The 23,222-nt window shown below is 60.7% G+C and carries 20 protein-coding genes; 7 read left to right on the forward strand and 13 right to left on the reverse strand.

What is annotated here, in order from left to right; genetic code table 11:
• Nucleotides 1-279: 279 nt before the first annotated feature.
• From AAAX72_RS02395 to AAAX72_RS02415, 5 genes are all read right to left on the reverse strand, one after another.
• Nucleotides 280-2,232 carry a heavy metal translocating P-type ATPase gene (locus tag AAAX72_RS02395; RefSeq protein ID WP_349128874.1) on the reverse strand — a complete coding sequence of 651 codons (1,953 nt, stop codon included), beginning with the start codon at nucleotides 2,230-2,232 and terminating at the stop codon, nucleotides 280-282.
• Between the two features lie 100 nt (nucleotides 2,233-2,332).
• The gene (locus tag AAAX72_RS02400; protein WP_035137286.1) at nucleotides 2,333-2,551 is read right to left on the reverse strand and encodes a heavy metal-associated domain-containing protein; all 219 of its coding nucleotides are present in this window, start codon (nucleotides 2,549-2,551) and stop codon (nucleotides 2,333-2,335) included.
• Between the two features lie 63 nt (nucleotides 2,552-2,614).
• Complete coding sequence (locus AAAX72_RS02405; RefSeq protein WP_035137284.1) at nucleotides 2,615-2,980, reverse strand: metalloregulator ArsR/SmtB family transcription factor; 366 nt, start codon at nucleotides 2,978-2,980, stop codon at nucleotides 2,615-2,617.
• A gap of 419 nt (nucleotides 2,981-3,399) precedes the next feature.
• Nucleotides 3,400-4,590, reverse strand: a complete 1,191-nt coding sequence (locus AAAX72_RS02410) for a hypothetical protein (protein WP_349128875.1) — start codon at nucleotides 4,588-4,590, stop codon at nucleotides 3,400-3,402.
• Between the two features lie 351 nt (nucleotides 4,591-4,941).
• A complete protein-coding gene (locus AAAX72_RS02415) occupies nucleotides 4,942-5,910 on the reverse strand; it encodes a 3'-5' exonuclease (protein WP_118935060.1) in 969 nt (322 codons plus the stop codon).
• A 171-nt stretch (nucleotides 5,911-6,081) separates the two neighbouring features.
• On the opposite strand from AAAX72_RS02415, the gene AAAX72_RS02420 reads away from it, so the two are divergent.
• Complete coding sequence (locus tag AAAX72_RS02420) at nucleotides 6,082-7,170, forward strand: putative manganese transporter (protein ID WP_349128878.1); 1,089 nt, start codon at nucleotides 6,082-6,084, stop codon at nucleotides 7,168-7,170.
• Between the two features lie 166 nt (nucleotides 7,171-7,336).
• On the opposite strand, the gene AAAX72_RS02425 is transcribed toward AAAX72_RS02420, so the two are convergent.
• The gene (locus tag AAAX72_RS02425; RefSeq protein ID WP_006235439.1) at nucleotides 7,337-7,819 is read right to left on the reverse strand and encodes a DUF188 domain-containing protein; all 483 of its coding nucleotides are present in this window, start codon (nucleotides 7,817-7,819) and stop codon (nucleotides 7,337-7,339) included.
• The gene (locus AAAX72_RS02430) at nucleotides 7,820-8,422 is read right to left on the reverse strand and encodes a DUF308 domain-containing protein (protein ID WP_349128879.1); all 603 of its coding nucleotides are present in this window, start codon (nucleotides 8,420-8,422) and stop codon (nucleotides 7,820-7,822) included.
• A 264-nt stretch (nucleotides 8,423-8,686) separates the two neighbouring features.
• On the opposite strand from AAAX72_RS02430, the gene AAAX72_RS02435 reads away from it, so the two are divergent.
• From AAAX72_RS02435 to AAAX72_RS02445, 3 genes are all read left to right on the forward strand, one after another.
• Entirely contained in the window at nucleotides 8,687-9,358 is a 672-nt protein-coding gene (locus tag AAAX72_RS02435; protein WP_006235441.1) for a nitroreductase family protein, read from the forward strand.
• Between the two features lie 83 nt (nucleotides 9,359-9,441).
• Nucleotides 9,442-9,984 (forward strand): histidine phosphatase family protein, encoded by a 543-nt coding sequence (locus tag AAAX72_RS02440; RefSeq protein WP_040359466.1) that lies wholly within the window; start codon nucleotides 9,442-9,444, stop codon nucleotides 9,982-9,984.
• Nucleotides 9,985-10,001: 17 nt separating this feature from the next.
• Nucleotides 10,002-10,637, forward strand: a complete 636-nt coding sequence (locus AAAX72_RS02445) for a histidine phosphatase family protein (RefSeq protein ID WP_349128882.1) — start codon at nucleotides 10,002-10,004, stop codon at nucleotides 10,635-10,637.
• A gap of 129 nt (nucleotides 10,638-10,766) precedes the next feature.
• Here the strand turns inward: AAAX72_RS02445 and AAAX72_RS02450 are convergent, their stop codons facing one another.
• From AAAX72_RS02450 to AAAX72_RS02470, 5 genes are all read right to left on the reverse strand, one after another.
• Nucleotides 10,767-11,450 carry a DUF1015 family protein gene (locus AAAX72_RS02450; RefSeq protein WP_349128883.1) on the reverse strand — a complete coding sequence of 228 codons (684 nt, stop codon included), beginning with the start codon at nucleotides 11,448-11,450 and terminating at the stop codon, nucleotides 10,767-10,769.
• Nucleotides 11,451-11,489: 39 nt separating this feature from the next.
• Entirely contained in the window at nucleotides 11,490-12,710 is a 1,221-nt protein-coding gene (locus AAAX72_RS02455; RefSeq protein ID WP_349128884.1) for a M20 family metallopeptidase, read from the reverse strand.
• Between the two features lie 177 nt (nucleotides 12,711-12,887).
• Nucleotides 12,888-14,051, reverse strand: a complete 1,164-nt coding sequence (locus tag AAAX72_RS02460) for a phosphoglycerate dehydrogenase (RefSeq protein ID WP_349128885.1) — start codon at nucleotides 14,049-14,051, stop codon at nucleotides 12,888-12,890.
• Nucleotides 14,052-14,123: 72 nt separating this feature from the next.
• Nucleotides 14,124-15,248 (reverse strand): 3-phosphoserine/phosphohydroxythreonine transaminase, encoded by a 1,125-nt coding sequence (serC, locus tag AAAX72_RS02465; protein ID WP_349128887.1) that lies wholly within the window; start codon nucleotides 15,246-15,248, stop codon nucleotides 14,124-14,126.
• Between the two features lie 227 nt (nucleotides 15,249-15,475).
• Nucleotides 15,476-17,077, reverse strand: a complete 1,602-nt coding sequence (locus AAAX72_RS02470) for a potassium/proton antiporter (RefSeq protein WP_349128888.1) — start codon at nucleotides 17,075-17,077, stop codon at nucleotides 15,476-15,478.
• 253 nt (nucleotides 17,078-17,330) lie between these two features.
• Between AAAX72_RS02470 and AAAX72_RS02475 the strand changes: the two genes are divergently transcribed.
• Complete coding sequence (locus AAAX72_RS02475) at nucleotides 17,331-18,170, forward strand: metallophosphoesterase family protein (RefSeq protein ID WP_238023057.1); 840 nt, start codon at nucleotides 17,331-17,333, stop codon at nucleotides 18,168-18,170.
• A gap of 306 nt (nucleotides 18,171-18,476) precedes the next feature.
• Here AAAX72_RS02475 and AAAX72_RS02480 read toward each other — a convergent pair whose 3' ends face one another.
• Nucleotides 18,477-20,057, reverse strand: coding sequence for a lipopolysaccharide biosynthesis protein (locus AAAX72_RS02480; RefSeq protein ID WP_349128890.1), 1,581 nt, complete (start codon nucleotides 20,055-20,057; stop codon nucleotides 18,477-18,479).
• Nucleotides 20,058-20,436: 379 nt separating this feature from the next.
• Here AAAX72_RS02480 and pckA point away from each other — a divergent pair, with 379 nt between their 5' ends.
• Both pckA and AAAX72_RS02490 read left to right on the forward strand, forming a co-directional pair.
• The gene (pckA, locus tag AAAX72_RS02485) at nucleotides 20,437-22,107 is read left to right on the forward strand and encodes a phosphoenolpyruvate carboxykinase (ATP) (protein ID WP_349128892.1); all 1,671 of its coding nucleotides are present in this window, start codon (nucleotides 20,437-20,439) and stop codon (nucleotides 22,105-22,107) included.
• Nucleotides 22,108-22,334: 227 nt separating this feature from the next.
• A complete protein-coding gene (locus tag AAAX72_RS02490) occupies nucleotides 22,335-23,054 on the forward strand; it encodes a phenylalanine--tRNA ligase beta subunit-related protein (RefSeq protein ID WP_349128894.1) in 720 nt (239 codons plus the stop codon).
• Nucleotides 23,055-23,222 lie beyond the last annotated feature (168 nt).

Genomic DNA, 23,222 nt, shown 5'->3' on the forward strand with positions numbered 1-23,222 from the left:
AGCGAGAAGTACATCTCGATGCTGGAGAGGGGCCAAAGGGAGCTCAAGCCCATAAGGAGGGCCTACGAGGCGTGGGTCGAGGCCGGACTTCCGCTCGATTGGGACAGGCAAGCCTTCGAGGCCGAGCGCAAAATGGATTCTAAAAAACACCTTGCCAAATAGGAGCGTCAGACCAGAAGTGCCCCCGTTCGTAGCTCCGAAGGAGCAGAACGGGGGCACTTCATTGGTCGAGGACGTTTTCAAAACCAAGCCCGGCCCCGGCCGGACAGCCCACGAACGCTACAAGTTCTTGACACCCATCGCGCGCATGGCGTTCAGGATGGCGATGATCGCCACGCCTACGTCGCCGAACACGGCAAGCCACATGTTGGCGATGCCCAGTGCCGCAAGCACCAGAATCAGCAACTTAATGCCCAGCGCAAAGATGATGTTCTGCCAAACAATCGACATGGTCTTGCGCGCCACGCGGATCGCGCGGGAGATGTTGGACGGTTTGTCGTCCATGAGCACCACGTCGGCGGCCTCAATCGCGGCGTCGGAACCCATAGCGCCCATGGCAATGCCAACGTCTGCGCGGGTGAGCACGGGCGCATCGTTGATGCCGTCGCCGACAAAGGCGAGCTTGCCCTTGCCCGATTCGGCTGCCAGCAGCGCTTCAACACGCTCGACCTTGTCGCCCGGCAGCAGCTGCGCGTGGAACTCGTCGAGCCCCAGCCGCTTGGCCACCGCAGCAGCCACTTCCTCGCGGTCGCCCGTGAGCATGACGGTGCGCTTGACACCGGCGGCGTGCAGGTCGCGAATCGTTTGCTCAGCATCGGCCTTGACGGTGTCTGCAATCACGATGTGGCCGGCGTACACGCCGTCAACGAGCACATGCAGAATCGTTCCGACGACCTCGCAATCGGGCGCTTCGACTCCGGCCGCGGCGAGCATCTTTGCGTTGCCAACGACGACGTGCTTGCCGTCGATGGTTGCCGTCACGCCGTGGCCCGCGTCGTTGGCGGAGTTGCTAACGCGCTTGGGGTCGACCTCGCCTTGGTAGGCGACACGTACGGACTGCGCGATGGGGTGATCGGAGAACGACTCAGCAAGGGCTGCGACTTCGAGCAACGACTGCTCGGTATAGCCGGCCTCGGGGTGTACCGCGACCACCGAGAACGTGCCGTTGGTGAGGGTGCCCGTCTTGTCAAAGACGACGGTGTCCACGTCGGCGAGCGTCTCGAGGTAGTTAGAACCCTTGATGAGAACGCCCAGCTTGGACGCGCCGCCGATGCCGCCAAAGAAGCTCAGCGGCACGCTGATCACGAGCGCGCACGGGCAGCTGACGACCAGGAAGGTCAGGCCGCGCAGGATCCAGTCGGACCAGGCGCCGGTGACCAAGCCGCCGCCGAGCGCGAGTACCGCGGCAGCGCCGGTGACGGCGGGCGTGTAGATGCGGGCAAAGCGCGTGATGAAGTTCTCGGTGCGCGCCTTCTTTTCGCTGGCGTTTTCTACGAGCTCCAGAACGCGCGCGACGGTGGACTCGCCAAAGGGCTTGGTGGTGCGCACGTGGATGAGCCCCGTCATGTTGATGCAGCCGCTGATGATATCGTCTCCGGTTTTGGCCGGGCGGGGGACCGACTCACCGGTAAGGGCGGCGGTGTCGAGCTGGGTTTCGCCTTCGACGATGACGCCGTCGATGGGCACGCGCTCGCCGGGCTTGACCACGATCACGGTGCCGACGGCGATGTCATCGGGGAAGACCTGTTCGAGTGTGCCGTCGGGTTGCTCGACGTTAGCGTAGTCGGGCGCGATGTCCATCATGGCGCTGATTGACTTGCGGCTCTTGCCCACGGCGTATGCCTGGAACAGCTCGCCGACCTGGTAGAACAGCATGACGGCGGCGCCTTCGGCCATGTGCGGGTCGGTATCGGGGAAGAGCACCATGGCAAACGCGCCGATGGTCGCGACTGCCATAAGGAAGCTCTCATCGAAGGCCTTGCCGCGGCGGATGTTATTGAATGCCTTTTGCAGCACGTCGTAGCCGGCAATCAAAAACGGTATGAGGAACAGCATAAAGCTGGCGTAGATGTCGCCCGGGGTACCGAATGCGGCGGTGAGGGTGCCGAACTCATCGAGGGCGTACACCACGGCAAAAATGCCCAGCGCTACCAGGATGCGGTTGCGCTTATGCTCGAGTGACTCTTTCTTCTTGCGCTTCTTCTTTTTCTTCTTGGGGTCGGCGGTGGCCATGACTCGTATCCTCCCATTTGAATGTATGAACACTCGCTCATATAATTTCGCGAGCAAAGGGCGCGGCAAGCGCGGCCTTGCGGGTTGGCGCAAACCTGGGCTAGAGAATTATCTCGCAGTCCGGCTCGGCGTCGGCCGTAAACTCTACAACGCGGTTGAGCACCTCGTCGAACTCGGCGTCATCGGCCTCGAGCGTCAACTTCTGGGTCATAAAGTTGACGGACACGGATTTGACGCCCTCGAGCTTGGCCAGCTCGTCCTGAAGCTCGCGCGCACAGTTGGCGCAGTCGATCTCGTCGAGTTTAAACTGCTTTTTCATGGTGGGTTCCTTTCTCTGTATTTGCGGCTTGGGTGCAGGCCGCGCTGGTACCGTGGTTGGTCGCTATTCGCAGATGTGGCTCATGCCCTGGTTGAGCATGGTGTAGACGTGGTCGTCGGCGAGCGAGTAGAGGATATTGCGCCCGTCGCGCCGGAATTTAACCAGGTGCGACTGCTTGAGTGTGCGCAGCTGGTGCGACACCGCGGACTGCGAGGTTTCGGTCGCTTCGGCGATGTCTGCCACGCAGAGCTCGCGGCCCATGAGGGCATAGAGGATCTTGATGCGCGTGGTGTCGCTGAAGACCTTGAACAGGTCGGCGAGGTCGTAGAGAAGCTCCTCGTCGGGAAGGTCCTCGGGCGAGCAGGTGGTCGGGATCGCGGGTTCGGTGGCCTCGATGTCGAGTTTCGTTTCATCAACGCGGATGCTCATTGCAATATCCTTTCATATGAACATGCGCTCATATAATTTACTTTCGATTATATGAGTGCATGTTCATATGTCAATGACGTTCAGGTAATTCGTTGTACAAAATGATGGGGAATAGTGGACGAGATCCCGGACTGAGCGTTTTTTGATAGTCGATGCCAAGGTGGGCACCCTCGTGCCGTGCAAAAAATGGAGTATTCTGCAACTATAGGGGGTCCGCTAATTTATTGCAGGTCATATAATGCAGTTCAAGAGTTATCTTAGGGTGTTAATCCGATGAGTTCTTCCTCAAATGTTGCCTAACGCTCTCACGCAAGAGCGTTTCGCTTCACATTTGGATCCACTCGAGGGTGATAGACACCCGACCCTGCTGAATACTCGCAATTTTGCACGTCGCTAGGGTACCCACCTTGTTAGCCGGCCTAGTCTCCGGCCCCGAAGACCCTGCCCTCGGGCGCGAGGCTGCCTGTTTGGGCAAATGATGGGCTGTCGGATTCGACAGTCTGCATGTCATCGATTGCCGGAACTTCATTAATTGTCGGGTCATCCAGCGTGATGCCTTCGAGCGTTGCTTTTTCAAGGTCGATTCGTTGACGCTCTTCGGAATCCTGGCGAAGCTGCTTCTGAATTCGCTTTTTCTCTTCTATAAACCTTCTGAGCACAAACTGTCTCAGGTCCTCTTGCATGATTTGAAAGTCTTTTGGCAGACGCGAGGGGCGTACGCCCTCTTTCCGCTGGATTGCTTCCATGACCCTAACAAAAGAGCTGGCATGCATAAAGGAATAACGGCTGACGGTGATGATTCCGTACCCCATGGACGCAAGTGCATTCTTGCGCTCCTCATCGATGGCGCGGTCTTCTTCCGCGTCATGATAAAAACCGTTGTATTCAATGTCTGTGCGAGATTTCTTTAGATACGCATCCATAAAGAACTTTTTGCGTCTCGTGAGATTCTTTGCGGCAGTGGTGACCTGCACCTCGTAATCGGTCTCAATTCCCTTAATACCAAGCCCTCCTTCGCTTTTGGGCAGCGTTAGCATCATGACAAATGCCGTTTCCATGGGAGACCGGCATCCGTCGCGCACACATTGGATCGCCTTTCGGGCAAGGGCCAGACCGTCGCATCTGGTAATGGAATTAAAGAACTGCTTTAACCTCTCGGTCGAGGTGAGCGCGAAACGCTCGGTATAGGAGGTGGAAGAGTCGGTTCCAAGGGAATAAGCGCCGCACAGTTCAAAGTAGTACTCCACTAGTTCGCGAAAAGAAAGATAGGTGGCGGCCTGAAGTGCGCAAAGCTCAACGCCAACAATGAAGATGCCATCTTTGAGCTCTATAAAGCGTGAGTTCGAGAATCGTTTTGAAGAAACGTGGCATTGACAGTTCATTGCATGGCGCGCATTCCTGCGATCAAACACCATCACCTCGAGGGAATCATTCGCGTCGAGGGAAACATCATGTTTGGTGAGCCATTCTGCGGCTGCGTCAAGGAGCGTTCCGGTGGGACATGATCCGTAAATCGCGGCAGGGTTACAGGACTCGATGCCTTTCGCAGACACTGAATGCGCGGCCTGGTAGACCGCTTTTGCAGTGGTATGTGACAATACGATACTCATGGTATATATCGTGTCAGCTAATGCCGTGTTGACGGCGCTGAGTGGAAAAGCCGTTTTAGAGGTCTAACCAAATGCTGTCCAAAAGCTTGACGCAATTATGGGTTGGTATGCCATAAATAAACGTTTTCGCAGCTCGGCTATAGCATAGAAATACTCAATTGCTGCACATTTGATATCGATGCATCACCATCCGACAACGAATTGCGTGTCGGGAATTGGCTGAAATCGTTCGCAATGAGTGTTCAGAATTTGTGATGGCAAATCTATCTGTGGAACGTAGGGCGGCCCCACTGCGGGGTTTCCCGCTGCGAGACCGCTCGTGATCTACGCCGGGGTTTGTCGCAGGCGTTTCTACTTGGCGAATAGGTTCTTGAGGTTGAACTCGGCCTGAACCGTGCGGAGCATGAGGTCGGTGTCGTCGAGGCCCAGGTGCTGCTCGTTGGCGTCGGCGGCGAGGGTGCCACGGCGGCGCGCCCAGTTCTCGAGCGCGGCGGGCGCGGACTCGCGGGGGAGCGAGCGGACGTCGGCATCCAGGCTGCGGCAGATCTGGCGCGAGTCGATGACGATGATCTTGCCGGCGCGGCGTGCCTCGGCGTAACCGTCCAGGTGGATCTTGAACCAACTGTCTTCGAACGCGGCGTTATGCGCCATGTACGGGTACTTCTTCATAAGTTTGAGCAGCTGCTTTTGCAGCTCTTTGTTCTCGCGGAAGGGCGTTTTGCCGTCGATGTCGTCCCAGGTGATGTGGTGGATATTCGACAGCGGCACATCCTCGCCGCGGTAGATATCGGGCAGGCCGCAGTAGTGTGCCTCGGCGTCGTGCGGGACGGCGTCGCTGGTGAGCTCCATGATCTCCCAGCCCACGTTGATGATGTAGCCGCGCTCGGGTGCACGGCCGGTGGTCTCGATGTCGATGCCGAGCACGGTGCCTTGGATGGGCTTGCGCGCGTAGGCGACGCCGAGCGCGTCGCGGTCGCCGCGGATTTCGCGCATGACGGACGCGGCGGTGCGCTTTTGCATCTTGCCGATGGCGGCGCAGGTGTCGGCATCGGACAGGCCGCGCGAAAGCGTCGCGGGCGTCACGTTGCGCAGGCGTGCCTCGCCAATCTGGTCGCACAGGTCGCGGTTGCGGTCGGCCAGGTCGCGCACGGTGGCAAAGTCGAAGCCGGGGTCGCCCTCGGCGGTAAAGTACTCGGTCTCGAGCACCTTAAGGGCCTCTTCGCCCTTCTGGCGCTCGGACTCCATGGCGCCGTGATCGCCATAGATAAACATGGGGATAAACGGCTGGCGCTCGTATTCGAGTGCTTGCGAAACGTTCATAGACTGCTCCTTGGACGGGCCGCGTCGCGCGGTTCGGTGGCATTGAGTTATGGCGAGATGATAGTTTACCATGGGCAACTATTGGCACCACGTCTAGGTCAACTACAATACCCTAGTTGACCGCTAGGACTTTTACAATGCTGCCGAAAGACACGAAAGGTTCCATCCTTCATGGATTTGCTGATTGGTATTTTGCTCGACGCTGGCAGGGACACGCTGTCGCTGGTGCCGTTTTTGTTGGTGACGTATCTGGCCCTCGAGACCCTGGAGCACGTTGCGGGCGACCGCGTTAACGGCGCCATCAAGCGCGCCGGTGCCGCGGGCCCCGTGGTTGGCTCGTTGCTGGGCATGGTGCCGCAGTGCGGCTTTTCGGCAATGGCGGCCACGCTGTACGCCGGTCGCGTCGTGACCTTGGGCACGTTGGTGGCGGTGTTCCTTTCGACCTCCGATGAGATGCTGCCGCTGTTGCTCGCAGAGCAGGTGCCCGTGCAGACTATGGCGATGCTTTTGGCTTCGAAGGCACTGATCGCGCTGGTCACGGGTTTTATCGTGGACGCCGCCATTCGCGGCCTGCGTCGTAACGCTCGCGCACATGCGGCGATTCGCCGTACCGTGCTGGGGACCGCTGCTAATCCGGCTCATGTGAACTGCGCGCACGACGACCACACTGGCGGTGACATCATCGACGAGGTGGCCGAGGCGGGCGTGAGCGCCGATCACATCCATGAGCTGTGCGAGCGCGACCATTGCGGTTGCGATGAAGACGAGGACGAGCACGAACACGGACATGGCCACGATCACGGTCATGAGGACGAGCATGAACACCATGATGGCCACGGTCACTCCCACTCTCACGAGGGCGCGCCCCTCCTGTCGATTATTCGCAGCGCCATCTCGCACACTGTGCAGGTTTCGGTTTTTATTTTCCTGGTGACGCTGGTCCTGGTCGCCGTGCTCGAGACCTTCGGCGAGTCCGCGATCGAGCAGTTCCTGCGTGGCAACGAGACGCTCGCCGTCCTGGGCTCGGCACTCGTCGGCCTGATCCCCAACTGCTCGGCCAGCGTCGTCATCACGCAACTGTACCTGGAAGGCGCGCTGCAGCTGGCCCCGATGCTCGCCGGCACGCTCATCTCTGCCGGTGTGGGCTACCTGGTGCTGTTCCGCACCAACCGCAGCGCCCGCGAAAACGTCCTGTTCCTGATCATGATGTACGTCATCGGTGCCGGCTGGGGCCTCATCCTATCCGCCTTCGGCCTCTAAGTGGGCCTAACAAAACGGGTTTCAAAATAGCCATGCTCGGCGCCTGCACAATGCGGCGACGCATGGCATTTTGAAACCCGTTTTTTGTTGAGCCATGGATTTTGAGCGCTCACACCGCCCAAAGCAAAAAGCAGATTTCCGGACATGTCCCAAAAATCTACCTTGGTTAGCGCAGCAGCTCGGTGAGGTTGCGTTTAAAGCGAGCGCGATCTTCGCTGGTGAAGGCTGCCGGCCCGCGGGTGCGACCGCCAGCGCGACGCACCTTCTTTTCCTCGTGGCGAATAAACAACTGCATGTCGATGGTCGCTTTGTCGTAGACGCGCCCGCGCACACCGATGGCGGCGGCATCGCGCCCGAGCACCATGCTCGCCAAGCCAATGTCCTGCGTCACGACCACGTCGCCCGCCTGCAGGCGTTCGACAATGGCAAAGTCGGCGCTGTCGGCGCCCACACTCACGTCGAGCGTCGTGACCCAAAAGCCGCGTCGCGCGTGCTCGGCATCGCGCGGGTCGTCGCGGCGAATGTGCCGTTCCAGGTTTTGCGTGCTGTTGCCGGCGATAACAACGGCGACGCCCGCCCGCCGCGCGCAGTCAATCGACTCGCGCGTGACCGGGCAGGCGTCGGCATCAATAAAGAGCGTTCGCGGCATCTAGTGCGCCAGTTTGCCAAATTGAATAGCGCGAACAATCAGCGTAACGCCAAACACCAGCAGCGCGGCGCCGCTAAAGATGACGAGCATCTTGGCCGACCATAGCGGATAGATAAACACGAACATGCCGGCGATGATGGAGAGTGCACCGCTCAGGATAGCGAGGGCGCGGTTGGACGAAAGCTCGGACTCCAGAATGGACATGACTCCTTCGACAATCCAGCCAAAGCCGGCCACGATAACCACCATCGTGGTGAGCGTCGCGGTCGAGAAGGCCTGGTTGCGCAGGATTATGACACCGCCCAAGATAATGAGTAGGTTGGAGATGATGCTCGTCACGCGCCAGCCGGTGGGCAGCAGCGGCTCAAAAATGGCAGTGAACAGCCTGATGGCAGCAGTGATTACAAAGTAAAAACCCAGGACAGTCGTCAAAAAGACGAGGGACTTGGCGGGTGCAAAAAGCAGCGCGATACCAGCAATGAGCGCTAAGACGCCCGTGATGGCGTAGATCCAGCGTACGGCCTTGACGGCTTTGCCCGCCATGCTTTTCTCGTCAAATCCAAACTGGCTCGATTTTTGGTCATCGTTCTTAAAGATGCCCATAATGTCTCCTTTCCGTGTGGTGCACGTCGCGTTCATTGCTCTCCGTGCGGCGTACGCCAAAAGTGCTGCAACAAGTATCGCCCAAGGGCGCCGATGCATGGGGCGGGAAGGACGAATTGCCGCCCCACATTCCCGAATTGTTACTTTTGTTCCCGCTCCAGTGAGGATTAATCAACAATTGTAGAACATTACGCCGCTGTATGTAATTGCCTAGGTTTTAGGTTAGATTCTCCTAAGAACAATTGCCCGAAATTGGGGGTCCCTATGAACGAAACAGTTCCCGCGGCGCCGGTAAGCGCTGAGTCGATGGCAAAGCAGGGTTGCGAAAAGCTCGGCTTGGACGCGTTTGATGCGTTGGTTCGCCGCGCCCGCACGTGCCGCCGCTTTGACGAGTCCATGCGCGTGCCGCGCGAGTTTTTGCTCGAGCTGGCGGAACTTGCGCACCTGGCTCCCTGTGGTGCCAATGCTCAGCGTCTGCGTTTTCATGTGGTAAGCGGTGCAGAGGACTGCGCGCGTGTATTTGACGAGCTCGCATGGGCCGGCGCACTTAAGGACTGGCCGGGTCCTGCCGAGGGTGAGCGCCCGACCGGCTACATCGCGATTCTTGCTGAGCGCGCCGTTCCGGGCAAGCCCGCCGCTCCCATTACCGATGTCGACACGGGCATTGCCGCGCAGACGATGATGCTCGCCGCCCGCAGCGCCACGCCCGAGGTGGCAGCCTGCATGTTCAAGGCCTTTACGCCCCACGCGATCGATGCCATGGGGCTCGATAACGACAAATATGAGCTCAAGCTGATCATGGCGTTTGGCGTTCCGGCCGAGACACAGGTGATCGATGCGATCGATTCCAACCCCGACGGCTCCATCAATTATTGGCGCGACGAGGCGCGGGTGCACCACGTACCCAAGCGTCCGCTTGCCGACGTGCTGCTGTAGTTGTGCGTCGTTGCGGCGCAATCCGGCGGCAAAATCACCACAAAGACTCCTGTCCCCTTTGTGGTGGTACGAGGGGAGGGTGTGTGGCAGATCTGTATTTGGTGCGGCATGGGCAGACTGAGCTCAATGTGCAGAGCATTTTGCAGGGCTGGCACGATTCGCCGCTTACGGCGCGCGGGCGCGAGCAGGCGCTGACGGCGCGTACGGCGTTTGCGGCGCGTGGCGTGGCCTTTGATCATGTGTATTCCTCGCCGTTGGGCCGGGCGCGGCATACGGCCGAGCTTATCGTTGGCGAGGGCCGTTCCATTGAGCTGGTCGATGACCTGCGTGAGTGGCATTTTGGTTCGCTGGAGGGCACATCAAATCGCGAGATGCCGCCGCAGCCCTGGGGCGATTATCCGGTGGCCTTTGGCGGCGAGTCGGAAGTGCAGCTTCAGTCGCGCATGGTCGCGGCGCTGTCCCGCATCATGGCCAGGCCGCAACACGACTGCGTGCTGGCGGTTTCCCACGGCTCAGCCTGCCAGGAGTTTCTTGAGTATGTGACTGGCGAGGGAGAGCTACCCGACAACGGTGCCGTGCTTCATTTTGGCTATTGCGACGGGGCGTTTTCGCTCTTGTGTTGGTAACGAACGAAAGGACCCCTATGAATAAAGACCTGTATCTGGTTCGTCATGGGCAGACAATATTCAACCTTAAGCGCATCATTCAGGGTTGGAGTGACTCGCCGCTCACGCAGCTGGGCTGCGATCAGGCGGCGCGCGCCGGTATGTTTTTGCGCGCACGCGGCATTGAGCCCGATCATGCTTACACCTCCACACTTCATCGCACCGAGCAGACTATCGCCAACTTGTGGCCGGGCTTGGCGTACGAGCGCCTGGACGGCCTGCGCGAGTGGTTCTTTGGCGACTTTGAGGCCGAGCGCGTGGTGCTCATGCCCGAGCGCCCGTGCCGCGACTTCTATTGCCAGTTTGGCGGCGAGGGCCAGATGCAAGTGCGCGAGCGCATGGTGGCGACGCTGACCGAGCTTATGCAGCGTCCGGACCATATGTGCGTGCTCGCGGTAAGCCATGGCTCGGCCATCAAGGAGTTCATGGACCACGTGAAGGGTGCGGCGGCTGACGAGCGCGATCGCGTGCCGGGCAACTGCTCGGTGCTGCATTTCGTGTTTAACGACGAGGCCGGCACGTTTGAGCTGATTGAGATTTTTACGCAGGAGGATTACGCGCGCGAGCTGGGGCTTGAACCGCTTGTGGCTACTGCAGGTCCGCAGCGCGGATAACGCGAGCGCGGCGGCACGGGTCGCCGGCATAACTTCTCGACGCAAAAGGGGCGGAGATGCATGTACCTGCTGCATCTCCGCCCCCTGTTTGTTGAGCTGCCGATTTTTGTGCTGGACGGTCTGGTCTTGCTAGAACCGCGCGACCTGGTGCGTGAGCAGACCCGTCGGAACCTGCGGCACGCCGCCGCTGACCTGCGCGGCGGGGAAGAGTACAGCTACGGCAAAGTTGAACGGCTCTTTGCCCGTGTAGGTGCCGGCGGCACGGGCATCGTCGGTCAGGAGCTGTGATGCCCCGACCAGCGCGGCAGCGTAGGTAGGGTCGTCGACCAGTGCTGGCTCCGGTGCTTGGTCGAGCATAGCGCGGGTGGCCCCGACGGCGTCCTCGCGCTTGACCTCCCACGCGCGGTGCGTAATGCCCGCGGGGTCGGTGACGGCGTAGAGCGACGCGCCCTCTTTGGCGGCGCCCAGGATGATATCCATGACGGGTGAGGCCTCGTAGGCGAGCGACACGGGACGAGGCTGAACTTTGAGTTCGGCGATCGCGTGCGCAGCGGCGGCCACGTCAGCGCTGGCAACGCCCTTGCCGCCCGCAAGTACACTCGTCGGGCAGATCGCCACGACACCTGTTACGCGCCCCGGCTCGCCCGAGCATTCGTACACGTAATACGCCGCACCCGGGTCCTTGAGCATCAGGCCATCGGCAATGGCTCCGCGCAGAGCATCGTTGCCGCTCAGGATGCTGCCCATTGCAGGCAGCGCCTCGAGCACGCGGTCCTGAGCCGGGCGGATGCAGGGAAACGGAAGTGCTTTCATGGGCGGTCCTAACGCACGAGTCGGTTTGTTCGCGGCTTATTATGCCCCAACTTGGCCGCTCGCGTCCCAGAGCACGTTATCGGCGAGCGCGATCAGCACCTGCTGACAACGAACGATATCGGCATGGGGCACATATTCGTTGGGCTTGTGCGCGAGCGCGAGCGACCCGGGACCGTAGCTCATGCAATTGCGGTTACCTGTCTTGCCGGCAATGACAGCGGTGTCGGTGTAGCCGGTAAAGAAGCCGACGGTTGTGTCCGCCCCCGTCACGTCATCGGCGACACGCTTGAGCGCGGCTAGAAGAGGAGAGCTTGGATCGCGCTCGATAGCGGGGCGGTCGCCTGTCACGGTGTAGCTTCCATGGCAGCCGGGGACCGCGGCTTCGGCAACGGCGATGGCCTGCTCTACCATGCGCATCGCGGCGGCCGTATCGGTCGGCGGGGTCAGGCGCATGTCGACCCAGACTTTGGCGCGGTCGGGCACGACATAGGGGCGATATCCGCCCTCGATTTGGCCAAACGTGATGGTCGAAGACCCCAGCTCATCGTGCGCGGGCAGCGCCACAAACGCGCGACGGAGCGAACACACGACCTCGGCCATGGCGGCGACGGCATCCGCGCCCTTCCACGGCTGGCTCGCATGCGCCGTCACGCCAGCCATTTCAATCTCGAACCACGTACGCCCCTTGTGCGCCACCTGGATCTGTCCGTCGGTGGGCTCGGTGTCCAGCACCCATTCGCGCGAACCGACCCAGCCGGCATCGATGGCTGCCTCGGAGCCTCGCATAAAGTCTTCCTCGTCGACCGAGCAGATGAGCGAAAAGCCGCGGCGGGGCAGCGCGCCATCCGCCGCCACGCGCTCGAGCGTATGGACCAGTGCGGCAATGGCACAGGCCAGGCCACCCTTCATATCGCAGGCACCGCGGCCGTAGAGCTTGCCGTCGCGCACGACCGCCCCGAGCGGCGTAATGTCCGCGTCCCAGCCGTCGCCCAAGGTGACTGTATCCATGTGGCAGATGTAGACGAGCCGTGGCTCGTCGCTCAAACCGGGCACGGTGACCATGAGATTGCGGCGTCCGGTCAGCACCTCGAGTTCCTCAACCTGCACGGCATGGAGCACCGGATGGCTCAACCGCTCCAATTGAGCCTCAACCAACGCTTTGATATAGCGTTCAATCTCGCCCTCATACGCACCTGGGTCGGAACTGTCGATCCGCACGAGTCCTTGCGTAAGCCGCCAAGCAAAATCTGTATCAACCATAGGCACCTCACAGATAGTTAGGTCAACATACAGATTGTATGCCAAGAAGCGGCTCAGTGCATTTAATGGAGTGCTCACAAAAACGGGGGCGCCTCTCGTGCGAAAGGCGCCCCCGCGGGCATTCAATGTCAGTGACGGGCAGGCCACATGGGGAACTGCCCGTCATATCAGCCGGCGCTATTTGATTACGCGCACGCGATACATCGACGGAATCTGCTTGAGCGCCTCGATGGTGCTGCTATCCAGGTGCTCATCGGTGTCGAACATGGTGTAGGCGTTCTCGCCGGCAGACTCGTTGGTCATACGCTGCACGTTGGCGTTGTCCTTGGCCAGGATTGCCGTGATCTGGCCGATCATGTTGGGCACGTTGGCGTGCAGGCAGGCGATGCGGCTTGCGGCACGCGCCTTGCCCATGCTGCAGGCGGGGTAGTTGACGCTGTGTGCGATGTTGCCGTTCTCCAGGTAATCCTTGAGCTCGCTGATGGCCATGTCGGCGCAGTTGGCCTCGGCCTCGCCTGTGCCGGCGCCCGAGTGCGTGGTGATAAACGTATTGGGCATCTTGACGGTCTTGGGCGTGGCGAAGTCGCAGCTAAACCAGCTGAGCTTGCCTGCACGCAGGGCGTCGCCGACGGCGTCCTCGTCAATGATGGTCTCGCGTGCGTAGTTGATGAGCACAGCGTCGGGTGCCAGCAGGTTAATCTGCTCGGTGCTGATCATGCCGATGGTGTCGGCCTTGCTGGGCACGTGCACGGTGAGGTAGTCGCAGCCGCGGCAGAGGTCCTCGAGCGTGCCCACGCGCTGCACCTCGCGGCTCAGCACCCACGCGTGCTCGACGGAAATGAACGGGTCGTAGCCGTAGACGTCCATACCCAGGTCGACGCAGGCATTGGCGACCTTGGAGCCTACGTTGCCTAGGCCGATGACGCCGATGCGCTTGCCCTTGAGCTCGCGGCCCACAAAAGCCTTCTTGGCTTTCTCGGCATCGACCTGGATCTCGGGATCGTCGGCGTTGTCGCGCACCCAGTTCATCGACTGCACCACGCCACGGCTCGAAAGCACCAGCATGCCCAGGACGAGCTCCTTGACGGCGTTGCTGTTGGCGCCGGGGGAGTTAAAGACGACGACGCCCTTCTTGGCGTACTCCTCGATGGGGATGTTGTTGACGCCGGCGCCGCAGCGGGCGATGGCGCGGATGCCCTCGGGCAGCTCGTAGCCGTGCAGGTCGGTCGAGCGCATCAGGATGGCGTCGGCTTCTTCGGTGGTGCTCACAAATTCGTAGCCCTCGCCAAACTCGACTTTGCCGTCCTTGGTGATGTCGTCGATGGTCTTAATCTTACGCATAGAAAAACTCCTTAGCAGGTTTTGATCTAAACAGGGTGGTTTGAGATGGCTGGTCGGCCCGCGCGTTGCGGGCTAGTTAGATCGCGGGCTCAAACTATGCTGCGCTTCGAAGTCCTTCATGTACGAGGCCAGTGCCTGCACGTCTTCCATGGTTACGGCGTTGTAGACGCTGGCGCGCATACCGCCCACCAGGCGATGGCCCTTGACGTTTTGAATCTGGTGCCCGGCCGCGCCTGCGACAAAGGCCGCGTCGAGTTCGGCGTCGCCGGTGCGGAAGGTGACGTTGGCGATGGAGCGGCTGTCGGCCTGCGTAGTGCTATGGAACAGCTCGCTGTGCTCGAGCAGGTCATAGAGCAGATTGGCCTTGGCCCAGTTGCGCTCGGCCATGGCGGCAAGTCCGCCGGTTTTCTCAACCCAACGGAACACCTTGCCGCATACGTAGATACCAAAGGTGTTGGGCGTGTTGAGCATGGAGCCCTTGGCGGCCTGGGTCTTGAGGTCCATGTACTGCGGCGTCTGCGCAAAGGCGGGGCCATCTGCGATGAGGTCGTCGCGCACGATGACCACGGTCACACCCGCGGCGCCGGCGTTTTTCTGCGCGCCGGCGTAGATGAGGCCGTAGCGCTCGACGTCGAGCGGCTGCGACAGAAAACAGCTCGAGACATCGGCGACCAGCGGCACGTCGCCGCAAGCGGGCAGCTCGTGGTACATGGTGCCAAAGATGGTGTTGTTCTGGCAGATGTAGACGTAGTCGAGCCCGTCGCTCGCGGCCTCGGTGGCAATGCGCGCGTTGATGTCGGCCATGGTGGGTATGCGGTCGAAATTGGTGTTCTCGGAGCTCGCGAGCAGCACGGCCTCGCCGTACTTGGCGGCCTCCTTGTGTGCCTTGTTGGCAAAGTTGCCGGTCACGATGTAGCCGGCGCGGCCGCGGCGCATGAGGTTCATGGGGATGCCCGCAAACTGCAGTGTGGCGCCGCCCTGCAAAAACAGGACGCGGTAGTTGTCGGGGATGCTCAGCAGGCGACGCAGGGTTGCCTCGGCGTCGTCGATGATCTGCTGGTACATACTAGATCGATGGCTCATCTCGAGCACGGACATGCCGCAACCGCGGTAGTCCATCATCTCGTCGGCGATCTCGGCGAGCACGCTTGTAGGCAGTGCGGCCGGGCCAGCTGAGAAGTTGTGCACACGTGCCATCTTCTAGTCTCCCTCGTAGTCGTTTGAACGTTCGGGATACTTTAGCACAGTGGAGCGCCAGACGCGACCGCATCACGGTAAAACTCGAGTGCGTTGCTATGATTTACAGGGTTGTTACATGGGGGAGAGGTGACCTTACTCCTCAGGCAAATCCAAATCTGCGAGCGAAGACATGAGGTTCTCTAGGCGCTTGATCTCTTCGCCGCAAATTAGCTACCTCCTGCCCGCTACGACGCCAGTGTGGCAATGACGGCTTCGTCGCCGGCGTATATTAGGGTGTTGCCATCGGGAATGATCGTTTGGCCGTCGCGCTTGAGCATCACCACAATAAACGGATGCTTGCCTTGCGGCACGTCGCGCAGGCGCTGGCCGGCCAGGCGACCGTGGGGCGTCACGGTGACCTCGCGCAGCGTAACCTCGGCACGCTCTTCAAACGTCGGGGCAGCCATCACCAATAGGTCGCCTTCCTCAATCACGGTATCGCCATTGGGCAGCACCGGGTGAGCGCCATCGCGCAGCACCAGGACGACGAGCATGTCCGTGGCGCTGCCAATATCGGCGAGCGAGCGTCCGGAAAACGGATGGCCCGCGCCCACCTTGAACTTGACAAACGACATGCCGTCCTCGTCGCGGTAATCGTTAAACGTACGGCGCACGTCGCCTTCCGCGTCGATCATATTGAGCTTTTTCGCCACCGCCGGTAGCAGCGAGCCCTGCACCACAATGCTCGACACGGCAATCACAAATACCAGGTCAAACAGGTCGTGACCGCCAGGAACACCGGCCACCACGGTAAAGAGGCTAAACACGACCGAAGCCGCGCCGCGCAGACCCGCCCAGCTTACGAGCGCAACCTGGCGAGGGTTCGTCTTAAAGGGCGCTAGGAGCACGCCGACGGCGATGGGGCGGCTCACAAAGAGCATAAACGCCATGAGCGCCAGGCCCGGCAGCAGCATCTGCGGCAGGCGTGCGGGCGTTACGAGCAGGCCGAGCAAGAAGAAGATCGTCATCTCGGCCATCTCGGTGAGGGTATCGAAGAAGTGCGCCATCTCGACCTTGCCGGTGATGTCGCTCGCACCCAGCACAATGCCGGCCAGGTACACGGCCAAAAATCCGTTGCCGCCCAGGTAGCTCGGCAGCGCGTAGGCGACGATGGCCACGGCGAACAAAAAGATGGTCTGCGCGCCCTCGGCCGTTGCGTGCGCGCGTTCAATCAGGCGGCCCGCCGCCCAGCCGATGGCGAGGCCCAGGCCCACGCCCAAGATAATCTGCTTGGCCAGCAGTGCGGGAATGTTGATGTCGCCGCCGGCCGCGAGTGTGGCGAGCACGGCGGTGAGCATATAGGCGACGGGATCGTTGGAGCCCGATTCGACCTCGAGCAGCGAGTCGGTGCCGCCCCTCAGCGAAAGGCTGTGCTCGCGCAGAACGCTAAAGACGCTGGCCGCGTCGGTGGACGCCACGACCGATCCCAGCAGCAGGCCGCCGATCCAGTCGAAACCCAGCACAAAGTGGGCGAATACGCCGGTGATGCCGGCAGTGATGACGACGCCGAGCGTGCTCAGCAGCACCGCCGGCGCAGCGACGGGCTTGGCGCGGTCGATATTGGTGTTAAAGCCGCCGTAGAACATGATGAACAGCAGCGCCGTGCTGCAGACGGTTTCGGTGAGTGCGTAGTCGCTAAAGTCGATATGCGTCGGGCCGTTGACGCCCAACAGCATGCCCAGCGCGATAAAGATGAGCAGGGTGGGGAAGGGGAGTTTTTTGCCGACGGGTTTGATGGTCAGGCACAAAATGATGACGAGGCCGATAAAGAGAAGGATCTGGTTCATGGATAGTGTCCGCTCCTGGGTGGTTGGCGTGGCACGGTCAGTTGTCTGCGGTCATTTGTACCCAGAGATGGTGGGTTTATGGGGTTGGATTGCGGGCGTGCGCGATATCGTCATAGACGGCTGCCGTCTTTGCCTCTGCTCGGAAACCCTTTCCAGCTTTATTGCAACGGAGTACAATGGGTAACGTTTAAGTTCAACTTGAAGTTTTAGTTGCGGCGCCGGGCTTCGGCCGCAATGCAAGGAGAGGCGTACCATGGCGATCTATGTGACATCTGATGCTCACGGGCACGTGCGTGCGCTTGACGAGGCCCTGTCTAAGATCTCGTTGACGTCCGACGACACGTTGTACGTGCTGGGCGACATGATCGATCGCGGGCCCGATCCGGTCGGCGTTATTAAGCTCGTGCGCTCGCTGCCCAACGCCCGCGTGCTCAAGGGCAATCACGAGCAGATCATGCTCGATGCCATCATTGGCCAGGATCCGCTCGATGCCGAGACCTGGGATATCAACGGTGGCTGGACGACGCGTGAGCAGCTCAACGACATGGAATTTGAGGCATACGAGGAGCTCGTGCGATGGATGGCCGCGCTGCCGCTCTACGCGGTGGTCGAGACCGAGGAGCGCCCGTATCTGCTGGTACATGCCGGTATTGAGACCGAGGCGGCGCAGGCGTTTTTGCTTGAGCATGGCGTCGATTGTGCCGATGGCGTTGGAGCGGTGGGTGCCGATCGCGAGCTGCTGCAGCAGATGCTCGCGGTGCAGTCGTCCGATGACCTGCTGTGGATTCGTCATGGCTATTGGGATGCGTCGACCGGGCTGCTTTCTGCCGAGGGCAAGGGCCCGGTCGTGGTGAGCGGTCACACGCCCACGGTATCGCTTGGGCGCTATTGCGAGGTCGGTGGTCTGGCGGGGCTCGATGAGGAATCGGGACGCGGGCAGATCGTGCGCTTGGGCGGCGAGGACACTGCTGGTGTGCCCGATCGCATCGACATCGACTGCGCCGCCGCCACCGGCTCCGAGTTCGGCCGCGTGGGCATCCTGCGGCTCGATGATGGGGCGGAGTTCTACGCGAACATCAACCCGGGCGAATAATTGTTGCAAGTGGTAGCTAATTTGGGACGGGGCTTTTTTGACTACTTTTGCCCTTCTGCCCGCTAATTGATTTCTCTGGGACGGGGATTAAATAATCATTTGGCTGCCCGCTGGCTAAGTGAGTAGACTTTTTTGGAAATGCCGAGCACCCAACATATTTGCCTCAATAAAACCGCAGGTCAAAGACTTGTGCTCTGTCGGTGTGGTCCGGGATTCAGTATAAGTCTACTCACTTAGTTTTGCGTGTCCGCAACGAGACCCCAGCCGGGGTGATTCCATCGCAAATTCCGGTGACCGGGCAGCTAATTAGGCGCCGTATGGGTTGCGGTCGCGTTCGATGCGTTGGCGGATGTGGGCGTACTCGATAATCAGTAGCACCAGGAGTAGGGCCATGATGGCTAGGTAGCTCACCACGGCGCCCATCAGACCCAGCAGCTTAATCAAGATCACCGGCAGCACCACGCTTACGGCGAAGCAGATCAGGTAGATCTTGGTGACGTCTCCAGCGTGGCGCAGCACCGTGATGATGGCGTAGATAAAGTCGATGGCCGCGGTGACGCCGCCGGCGACGACCATCAGCAGCGCCAGCGTACGGTAGCGCTCAAAGCTGAGGCCGTACATAAAGCTCATGAGGGGAATACCGGGACCTGCCATAAATGCGGCGCACACGCCGGTGATGACCACGATCAGCGCCATAACGGCAACAATAATCAGGTCAAAGCGATGACGCTTGCGAGGATTAGCCCAAATGCTCGACAAGCGCAGGAGCTGCGGTTTATAGATAAATCCAATGCTCAGCAAAATAGCCTGCGCCGGAAAGAACAGGGCATTAAAGTACAGCTGATATTTGTATGCCAGCGTGCCTTCCATCACAAACTTGGGCATGCTCTCAATTAGGTTGAACAGGAACAGTGCACCAAAGAGCGGGGCGCACTGGACAAACAGGTGGCCGACCTCGCGCAGGCTCACGCGGCGCGATTTTTCGGTCTCGAGCAGGGCGAGCGGCGCGGTGACCAGCACGAGCGAGACGATCGCGGTGACACCCATGGCCATGGCCGCGATGGGCATGCTGCGTGTGAGGAACAGCGCCACGCTGAAGACCGCGATGACGCCGACGGAGCGTAGCGTTTGGCTCATTCCAGCCAAGTAGAGTTTGTCGGCCTGCTGCAGGCGGCCTTCGTACACGTCGGCGATGCCGTCGATGACCTTATACAGGTAGACGCCCAGGCCGATCGTCGCCATCTGCGCGTCATAGCCGCGGGCGCTGCTGTACATGAGGCCGCAGCCTAGGGCGAGCGCTCCGCAAAGCCAGCGGTTGAGCTGGTAGGAGGCAAAGGACGTCTTTTCGTCGATGTCTGAGACTTGGAAATTGCGCACGCCGTAGTTGCATGCGATCATGATGAGCGTGCCGGTGACGAAGGCGATGGAGAACTTACCGGCCTCCTCGGCACCCGCGAGCTGTGTGGACACGATGGTGAGCAGAGGAAACGCCATGCCCCACACGGCGGTGCCGAGGGTGTTCCAAAGATAGTCGCGGCGGGTGGCGTGCTCTTCGTATTCCGCTTCCTGCATGGAGAAGCCGCCGCCGTAGACGGCGCCGAGCAGACGGTTCCACCAAGCGTTGACCATGCGGTGGATGGGGCCGGGTTGGCGATTGCGCTCGCGGCGACGGCGTGTGGCTTGGCTGCTATCGGGTCCGCCGGCGTTGCGCTGACTCAGCTCCTGGATGCGCGCGAGCTCTTCGGCCGTGTGGGAGGCAGGGAAGAGGCCGTTCTCGATGCGGCCGCCCTGGGCCCTTGCGGTGCCGCTGCCCGCTACGGCGGAGTCGGCGACGCCATTGCGGCGGGCGATGGCGCGGCGAATGCTATCGAGGGGCGTGATGCTCAAAGCGGGGTCCTTTCTATTGCTGCGCTCTAGTATAGTCGCGGTGGTATCCATTCGTGTTTTTGAACAGGTTGTTCAATAATTTCGGCGGCGCCATTCAGTAGTCGGCACTTAGGGACGTTCCTTATGTGCCGGCACTTTGGGAACGTCCCTAAGTGCCGGCATCCGGGGACACTCCTTGAATGTTGCCTGTTCAAGAGTGTCCCCAATGACTAGTCGTTTAAGAACGTCCCCAATGACTGGGCCGCTTGCCTGCGATTTTTGACCGTTGGGCGGGCTTGCCGCCCTTGCCGCAAAAACGTTTTTGCATATCGGGTACAACGGGCTTTACGTGAGTAAAGTGCGCGCCGCGTCCACGTGCCGCGTTTTTAAAGGAGGCCCCATGCCTGGTGTTACCCCTGCAGAAGTTCTGTCCAATTTTGGTATTACGCTGGTCGAAGATCCCGCCGAGAATCAACCCCGTCTGCTGGTCGATCTGCCCGCCGCGGAGCTCGTCGAGCACGCTATCCGCCGCGAAGAAGGCCGCATGGCATCCAACGGCGCGCTGGTGATCGAGACGGGGGAGCGTACCGGCCGTTCCCCCAATGACCGCTTTATCGTTGACACCCCCGATGTTCACGACAAGATTGCCTGGGGCGCGGTCAACCGCCCGCTGTCCGTCGAGAGCTATGAGGCCATCAAGGCCGGCATCGTCGACTATCTCAACGAGCGCGACGTGTTCGTCACCCGCGGCATGGCAGGCGCCGACCGCAACCACACGCGTCGACTGCTCGTTGCCTGCGAGCGAGCCAGCCAGGCACTCTTTATCAAGCAGATGCTCGCCCGCCCGCTTGCCCGCGAAATCGCGCGCACCGGCGAGCCCGACTTCTGCGTGCTCGCAGCGCCCGGTTACCAGTGCGATCCTGTCATCAAGGGCCTCAACTCCAGTGCCGCCGTGGTCATCAACTTCCAGGAACGCGTGATTCTGGTCGCCGGCACCGGCTATTCCGGCGAGATTAAAAAGTCGATCTTTAGCGTCATGAACTATCTGCTGCCCGTCGAGGACGACGTGCTGCCCATGCACTGCTCGGCCAGCATGGATCCCGTCACGCACGAGACCGCCGTGTTCTTTGGCCTGTCCGGCACCGGCAAGACCACGCTTTCGGCCAATCTCACGCGCCTGCTGATCGGCGACGACGAGCACGGTTGGTCCGACATGGGTATCTTCAACATTGAGGGTGGCTGCTACGCAAAATGCGAGGGCCTGGACGCCTTCCACGAGCCCGAGATCTTCAACGCCGTCCGTTTTGGCGCCATTTGCGAAAACGTGGTGCTCGACGAGAACCGCAAGCCCAACTACGACGACATCTCGATCACGCACAACACGCGCGTGGCCTATCCCGTGGAGCACATTCCTAACGCGTGGACTAAGGGCATGGGCACCACTCCGAGTGTCGTGCTGTTCCTGACTTGCGACGCTTTTGGCGTGCTGCCGCCCATCTCACGCCTGACGGCCGATGCCGCCATGTACCACTTTGTGACGGGCTTTACGGCTAAGATTCCCGGCACCGAGGTCGGCGTCACCGAGCCCACGCCCACGTTCTCTTCGCTGTTCGGCGAGCCGTTTATGCCGCTCGACCCCATGGTTTACGCCAAGATGCTTGGCGAGCGCATTGCCGACGGCCGCACGCGCGTGTACCTGGTCAACACCGGCTGGATTGGCGGCGGCTACGGCGTGGGTCATCGCATCGAGCTGGCCTACACGCGCTCGCTGGTCGCACGCGCCCTCGACGGCACCATCGAGGATAGCGAGTTCGTGCACGACGACATCTTTAACGTCGACATTCCCACGACGTGCCGCGGCGTGCCCGATGGCATCCTGGTGCCGCGCCAATACTGGCAGAGCACCGCGCGCTACGACGAGGCCGCGCACAACCTGGCGGTGATGTTCGAGGAGAACTTCGAGAAGAAGTACTCGCACCTGCCCGAGTCCGTCAAAGCCGCCGGCCCGCACGCCCAGGTTTCCGCCGAGGCCCGTCATCGCGGCCGCGGCCTGCTGGGACTCCGTCACTAGCTTCGCCGTGAGTCCATATCCACCACAAAGGGGACAGGCACCTTTGTGGTGGTTTTGCTCACGTGGATGACTCGGGTTACAATACGCCTGACATATCGTCCCCTTCTCCGGATGGGGACAGCGCAAGCGTTCTTGTGACGGCACCGTAGGACTTTGAAGGTGGCCGTTGTAAGGGCGCTTTTTGTTTAGGCGCCCTCACTCGGGCGCGCATAATGAAGGGAGAGCGTATGAAGAGCTTTATTGCCGAGGATTCATTCTGGGAGCTGTTTCCGCAGGCAGCGGTCGGTGTTGTGGTCGTGGAGGGCATGAAGCCCACGGCTCAGATTCCTCAAGAGGACGTGGATGCGATTGCGGCGTTGCTCGACCGCGCCAATATCGATGCGGAGCGTCATCTGACCAGCGACACTATCAGCGAGAACGCACCGGTCAAGGCATGGCGCGAGGCCTATCGTCTGTTCAAGACCAAGAAAGGCGCGCGCTGCTCGATCGAGAACTTGCTCAAACGCGTGCTCAAAGGCAAGCCGGTGGGCCACATTACGCCCGCGGTGGATATTTACAACACGGTGTCGCTGACCTACGCGCTGCCCGTGGGAGGCGAGGATCTGCATGCGATCGAGGGGGACCTTCGCCTGAAGGTGACCGACGGTGGCAATGCGTTCCTGCCGCTTGGCGAGGAAGTGGATGACCCGACGTTGCCCGGCGAGCTTGCCTACATCGATGATGCGGGCGCCGTGTGCCGATGCTGGAACTGGCGCGACGGCGTTCGCACGGCGCTGTCCGATGATTCGGCCGATGCGTTCCTGGCGATTGAGTGCGTGGAGCCCGAGCGGATGGGGGAATGCCAGGCCGCGATCGATCGCCTCGCTGAGTTGCTCGAGCGTTATCTGGGAGCGACGGTTGTCGTTAAGACGCTTGTGACTCGCGACAATCCCTGCGTGGAGCTGTAGCGAAGTCTGCGGATCAAACTCGACGGTCAAAACCACCACAATGGTGCCTGTCCCCTTTGTGGTGGTTTTTATGTTGATGGGTTAACAAATAGGGTGTGCAGGGCTGGCGGCCGATAAGTACGGTTAAGATGTTTACCCGTAAGCATTATGCAAGCGAAAGGCGGTCGT

This window comes from Collinsella sp. CLA-ER-H8, assembly GCF_040092335.1.
Taxonomy (GTDB): domain Bacteria; phylum Actinomycetota; class Coriobacteriia; order Coriobacteriales; family Coriobacteriaceae; genus Collinsella.